The 6,226-nt window shown below is 38.0% G+C and carries 7 protein-coding genes; 4 read left to right on the top strand and 3 right to left on the bottom strand.

Annotated features, from left to right (window positions below; translation table 11 throughout):
• Both MRT15_RS12605 and MRT15_RS08655 read right to left on the bottom strand, forming a co-directional pair.
• Window positions 1–158 (bottom strand): DUF2283 domain-containing protein (locus MRT15_RS12605; protein WP_369684966.1); only part of this gene is annotated, 158 nt, incomplete at its 3' end.
• Window positions 159–229: 71 nt separating this feature from the next.
• On the bottom strand, window positions 230–1,021 hold the full coding sequence (locus tag MRT15_RS08655) for a hypothetical protein (protein ID WP_304329686.1): 792 nt from the start codon (window positions 1,019–1,021) through the stop codon (window positions 230–232).
• Between the two features lie 326 nt (window positions 1,022–1,347).
• On the opposite strand from MRT15_RS08655, the gene MRT15_RS08660 reads away from it, so the two are divergent.
• Together MRT15_RS08660 and MRT15_RS08665 are read left to right on the top strand one after the other, a co-directional pair.
• Window positions 1,348–1,821, top strand: a complete 474-nt coding sequence (locus MRT15_RS08660) for a hypothetical protein (protein ID WP_304329687.1) — start codon at window positions 1,348–1,350, stop codon at window positions 1,819–1,821.
• Window positions 1,822–2,078: 257 nt separating this feature from the next.
• Window positions 2,079–2,492 (top strand): hypothetical protein, encoded by a 414-nt coding sequence (locus tag MRT15_RS08665; protein ID WP_304329688.1) that lies wholly within the window; start codon window positions 2,079–2,081, stop codon window positions 2,490–2,492.
• 144 nt (window positions 2,493–2,636) lie between these two features.
• Here MRT15_RS08665 and MRT15_RS08670 read toward each other — a convergent pair whose 3' ends face one another.
• Window positions 2,637–3,137 carry a PaREP1 family protein gene (locus MRT15_RS08670; RefSeq protein WP_304329689.1) on the bottom strand — a complete coding sequence of 167 codons (501 nt, stop codon included), beginning with the start codon at window positions 3,135–3,137 and terminating at the stop codon, window positions 2,637–2,639.
• Window positions 3,138–3,878: 741 nt separating this feature from the next.
• On the opposite strand from MRT15_RS08670, the gene MRT15_RS08675 reads away from it, so the two are divergent.
• On the top strand, window positions 3,879–4,394 hold the full coding sequence (locus MRT15_RS08675; protein WP_304329690.1) for a PH domain-containing protein: 516 nt from the start codon (window positions 3,879–3,881) through the stop codon (window positions 4,392–4,394).
• Window positions 4,395–4,459: 65 nt separating this feature from the next.
• Window positions 4,460–5,563, top strand: coding sequence for a DUF3887 domain-containing protein (locus MRT15_RS08680; protein ID WP_304329691.1), 1,104 nt, complete (start codon window positions 4,460–4,462; stop codon window positions 5,561–5,563).
• The last annotated feature ends 663 nt before the right edge of the window (window positions 5,564–6,226 follow it).

Raw genomic sequence — 6,226 nt, forward strand, 5'->3', positions numbered from 1 at the left:
TTAGCTCTCATTGCAATTTTACTTATCCCCGCTATAAACTCGCTTGCATCGAGAATTTCAAGCATTACAGGCTTCCCATCTTCCGTGAAATGCACTATTATTGGCCCCATTTCCTCAGCATAATCTATCTTCTCATCTGAAAATTCTATGATAAGTATACCTTATCCTCATACCTCTACCTCTTCATTGAATAAAAGTCAGTATACTCCTATTAATTTTATTACATCATTTAGTATGTGGGGATTTTTGGGATGAGTCTTCCAGATATGAATTTCACGTTGAGTTTCTCACATTCAGTTTCTAGGAACTTTGCCACTTCTTCTGGAGTGTTTTCAATGGCGAGGATTGCCATAAAGACTTTCCTTCCAGTTATCTTCTCCACAAATCTTACGTCTTCGAGGAGCTTGTTTAACTCGTTCTTCGCCTCTTCAATACTTGAAATATATGTGGTTACTTGACCTACAACTACGGGGTCGGAGTTAAAGATGTCGACTTCTCGAATTGTTTCGCCATAAGCTATCCTCACATTTGCTGAAACATTAATCTTCTCTTCTGGGATACCGCTTAATCTAAGCATTTCTTCAACGAAAGATGCTACAAAATCGTTGAGGGTTACACCAATAGTTCTAGCCAGCGTAGATACAGCTTTCTCAAGACCAGTCACCCTACCCTCTAATCTAACGTAAACTTCCCTAAGACCCCTCACTTCACCCCACAATTTATTCTGTCCCTCCCTTAGACTCTTAACCTCCTCCCAAAGCCTACTTTGACCTTCTCTTAATGCTTTGATTTCCTCCCAGAGTCTATTCTGGTTTTCCCAAAGCTTATTTTGATTCTCCCATAATCTTTTCTGGTCTTCTCGAAGAGCCTTAATTTCGGCAAGAATTTCATTGAACTTGCGGTCATGTTCATCAAGCCTCTTAATGATCTCAGATAGCCCAAGGTAACCTGCCACAGCATACCTAAATTCCACATCCCTTTCAAGGAGTTCCATGAACTGTCTCTTAAGTTCACTAGACACAAATAACACCATTCAACATATACCCTACATTCATTACTGCACATAACATACTTATAACCTTTCTATCTAACTTGAAAATGTTAAAGGACTTCAAGTGTAGAGGAAGTATTCAAATGGTTAGGGAGAAGGGAGAGGTTGATGTGGAAATAAGCGAGTTAAGTTTAGAAGAGGGGTTCAATTAAAATTCTCATAAAAATGGTATGCGTAGCATAAATTGAGCTTTACATACAAAACTATTCTTACATATATTGAAGCTGAAAGACGATATATAAATGGCTAAAATATTTAACTTTACAGACTGGTAATTCCATGTTATAGGTGAGTTTATGTTGGCTGAAATTGAGGGCAGAGTTGAAATGGCTAAGAGGATACTTGAATCCCTCAACTACCATTTAGGCGACGTATCAGCTCAAGACTTCATAGATTACATGTCCACTGAAACTTTTACAGGAGACGCAACCACCTTGAATGATATTCTCGGAAATGAGTATCTCTTAATCCATGAGCTTGTCGAGATAAATGAGTGGAAGAGGAGGGGGATGAAGATTTATAAAGGGCTCTTAATAGATGCTCCAAGAACCCTAATCTACACAATACACTACGTAGCACTTGAAAAGGAGTTGGAGTATGCATTACGAAAGGGGGATTGCAAATGGGTAGAAATGAGAATCAGAAATAGTCTAGAAGACCCCTATATACCAGAAGAACTTAAACCATATGCTAAAAACATCTTAGAAAGATTCATTAAAGCAATAGAGGATGTGGGAAGTCCTAAATCCCAGAAGTCATACTTCAATTAAGTGGCCAATTATTAGTTGTTTATAACTCACTTAAACTTATAGGGATGTATGGTCATGATGGTTGAGCCTTTGATGATTTCCAATACGTATTCAAGCTTCAAAATTTCACGGCAACAATTTAGTAGTAAAAAATTAATAATGCTGATGCATAGTATTCAGAGATGGATGAATTTATTTTAATGTAATGGCATTGGAGAGATTTCATTTTCATGGAGATGATTGAAACCTTATTTTCCTTCAAGAATTGGAGGTGAAGTATGTTGAAGGGGGTTGGAAAGATAGTCTTAACTGGAGGTAGGAAAAGCAGGACATATCACATATATATTCCACCCGAAATTGCATTGGATGATTCATTCCCATTTAGACGTGGAGATAAAGTTGAATTGGAATTGAAGAATGGGGAAATCATTGTGAGGCAAATAATGAAGGATTGTTGCAGAGAAGTTCTAAGTAAAATAACTTATAGAGATAAGCCAGAAGTAATTAAGGGACGTAAACTGAAAGTTGAAGTTAAGGGGAGTAGCCTACATGAATGCTCCCTTTGTGGAAGAATACTTGGATACTGCCCAATATGTCGATCCAAATACGAAACTCCAATCATAATATCCCTCGGAGGGGGAGAAGCAGCATACCTATGCAAAGACTGCTCCAGAAAGCTAGGCCTAAAATAGAAGGATAAAATCGTATGGATAGAAGTTTTGAATAATGGATTCTATAAGCTTCCAATAATTCATAATATCAACATGGATAACATAATATTCAAATGAATGATGCCTGAAAAGTTTACAGAAGTGAGCTTATCTAGGATCCGATCCCTACTTCACCTTCTCTTTCACGTAATCTACTAGCCACTTTATCTTACTCAATCTAACCTCCACTTCTTCAACGTCAAGTTTAGCTTCATGGAAGCCTTGCACGTGAAGATAATATGCTGAATCCCATGCATAGATGATCATAGGCTCATTAAGCATCTTGGAGAGCGTAACAACTGCTTTGTCAAGTAAGCCTAGACGCCACCTAGCATGCTCCAAAGCTTCACGATACTCAGTTATATTATACTTTTCCGCAAGAACTTTTATACACTCCTCAGCAACTTTATAGAGCTTCTCACTTGCCTGAATTGGATTCTTCTCCGCCAAATACTTTTCAGCCTCATTCAAGAGGCTCAATATTACTTCAAGTCTAGCTACCGCAATTTCATTAGGTTCCATGTTAAGCATTTTAGCCAAAGTATTTATAAGCAAGTCTTCGACGTCAATACCCTTCCTCCTAGCTTCATCTATAAGTTTCTTGGGAACAGTTAAGTTTTCAAACATATTACATAAACGCCTTCCTCTACATACTATTGTGTAGACACACTAAAAAACCTTTCAGAATCAGTCGAAATGCATCCCTGGAAGGAAAAGATAAATATAAAAGCTTAATAAAGTGAATTAAAACCTGTTAATTCTGTATATTTACATCTGACAGCATCTTCTCTCAAGCCAACCAAAATTATGAAAGCATATTATATGAGGGTGATAGTTTTGGAATATATTCTTAAGAGTTGAAGGGTATTCAAAGTTGAGAATGTCGTGATGCTATTGAATATGGTTTGAGGTTCATGTATAATCGACTGTAAAAATGCTGAAGAAATGAAGTGAATGTTCAATTGAATTGAGCGAAAATATGACAATGTGAAAATAGTCTTCCCAAAACCAAAGGATGACTTTTAAGTAAAGAGGAAATCTTCAAACCCATCCTCGAAGCATTAAAGAATACCACAAGAAGCATAGGATCAATGAGCACGTTATGGAGGAGTATGAGCTTCCAGAAACAGCAAAGAAAACGCTAAACCACTTCAAGGAATCCACGAACCAACCAAATAACGCTCTTCAACTAGTGGTATGATTTCTTCATATATTATTTACCTATATCCCCCTAAATGTTGAATTTGCTGCCCCTATTGCCTTCATTGGAGAGTGTAATTGACTTTTTGCGAGCGGAAATTTAATAATCAATAACGCGTTAATAATTGTAAGATTATTTACAATGTTATCTGAAATGGTGTGTTTGAATTGGGTTTGAAGGTTTATGTTGCTAGGAGATCTTATGGCTGGTTATTCCTCTTCCTACTTACCATTCTCCTTCTGTTCATAGGATTTTTCACTCTACAATTGTATATGGCCATAGGGGACACTATACTCCTAATCTCCTCCCTCTTAATTCTTGGTGTGGCGCTCTTTCAAATAATTGTCTTAGCTAATTTACCTTACATGAGATATGAGTTAAATGATGAGAAACTTGTAATTAAGTGTGGTTTTATACTCAAGTATGTGATCCCCCTCTCCTCAATTAAGAGGGTTGTGAAGCGGGATTTAGAGATATCGCTTTGGTCGAGTTTCAGACTTCCTGGACTTGCCTTGTTTAGGGTTCCATATGCCGATGTGGGTGTAGTTAAAATGTGTGCTACTTCAATGTCGAGGGGCATAATTCTCATCGAAACTGATCGTGGATTGTATGGCATCACGCCTGATAATGAAGAGCAGTTCATAGCTGATTTCCATAGCCGTATAAGAGGGAAATTGTTATGAGAATTCTTCCTATAGTCTTAACTTTTATGACCTTGCTTCCACATTTTTCTTTCCAAAATATTCAAATGTCTATCCCCTTATACGCTACGTTCAGCTTGGAAGATTTAGCCATAACTTTCATCAATCTACTTAAGGAAGGGAGATTTGAAGATGTGGTGAAATTGTTCAACGTGGAGATGGCTAAAGTCTTGCCTCCACAAAAACTTGAAACTGTATGGAATCAGTTGATCAGTAATGTTGGGGAATTGAAGGAGATAGTTGGGACAAGAATAGCTGAGGAGGGGGGATATAGAGCGATTTATGTCACTTGTAAATTTGCCAAAACAAAACTCGATATAAAAGTCGTTTTTGATAGTGAAGCGAAGATAGCTGGATTATGGTTTCTCGCTAAGGAAAGTGAGGGGGTTCATGGAATCTACATTGCTGCCCTTATAGCAACCGTTATTTCAATGTTATTGTGGGGAGGATTAGTCTACTGGCTTTCAGGAAGTAAATGGATATACTTCGCCTTAATGTTAATGAATCTCCCCCTCAGTGCAATCGTAAATCTCTACATCAAAAAACCAATGTATGAAACCCTCACATCCCTCCTAAAAGTTCCTCCCATATTGGATATAACTTCACCATGGTGGTTCCTCCTACTAATCCACTTCCTCCCACCCATTAGCGAGGAGGCAATAAAACTTTCACCCCTAATAGCAAGAAGAGTGAGAAATATTGTCAATAAATCATCTGCCCTCTGGATGGGGATGGCATTTGGCATGGGCTTCGGCATTGGGGAGATATGGTATTTGGCATGGAGGATTTCCATGATGCCAGAATACGCTGAATACCCTTTCTACTACTTCGGAGGTTTCATAGGCGAAAGGATAATAGCTGTATTCATTCATGGAGTCATGACGGCAATAGCGGTAATAAGATTCATGAATGGGAGAGGAGGGCTTCTAGTAGGCTATATTTGGGCAGTACTCTTCCATGCATTTGCAAATGTAGGTGCCATGCTCTACCAAATTAAAGTATGGGATGCAACTATCGCAATGTCCTACACGATAATCGTAATTATCATCACCATGTGCTTATTCGAATACCTACGTAAAAGAGAGCTAAAATATAAGAAACCTAAGGAAACAGTTTTATTCAGTAGAAATTCAATAAACGAGAAGTCATAAAATTTTATAATCTCCTCTTAACCCTAAATATTCTTCCGCTTCAGATTATCTCAAACTCTATTGGGACCTTCCTCGGCTTTGGGCCTTCCGAAGTGAATATTACGCCCCAAGAATCTATCTCCAGTCTATCAATAATCAAATCCAAATCATCTCCTCAAATTGTTGCAACTTCAAATAGAACTCTACCGGGAACCTTAACCCCTTGAAATATAACCTCAACTAAACACTGCCCTGGAATCCTCAGCTTGCCTCCCTTATCTGCAGTCTTCAACTCATAAGGCTCACTTAAGGTATAAAGCTCCCAAGCCTCTCAAACAGTCTCCTAGAAATTACGCTTTTACTAGCACTAGTATCCACAAGATGCTTAAGCTTAACAGTCCTCTCCACATATCTAAACTCAACATTTGTGGAAGCCTATTCAGTTTTCATACCCTTCCCTCTAACAATGTTCGATAATCAAATCCCATTTTAATCCAGCCCCTTAAATACATAATCGAATGATAACGGATAATAAATAACGACTTACCAGCAACTCTATAATTCTATCTTTTCTAAGCTTAAATTCTATCTTTTAACTTCCTTCATTAAAAGCTCATCAGCCTTTTCCTCCACAGAATCATAGGTAAGTGAGGGGTCATCATACTTTCCCCGCAAAGCTTTAAC

This window comes from Candidatus Culexarchaeum yellowstonense (assembly GCF_024707025.1).
GTDB lineage: Archaea > Thermoproteota > Methanomethylicia > Culexarchaeales > Culexarchaeaceae > Culexarchaeum.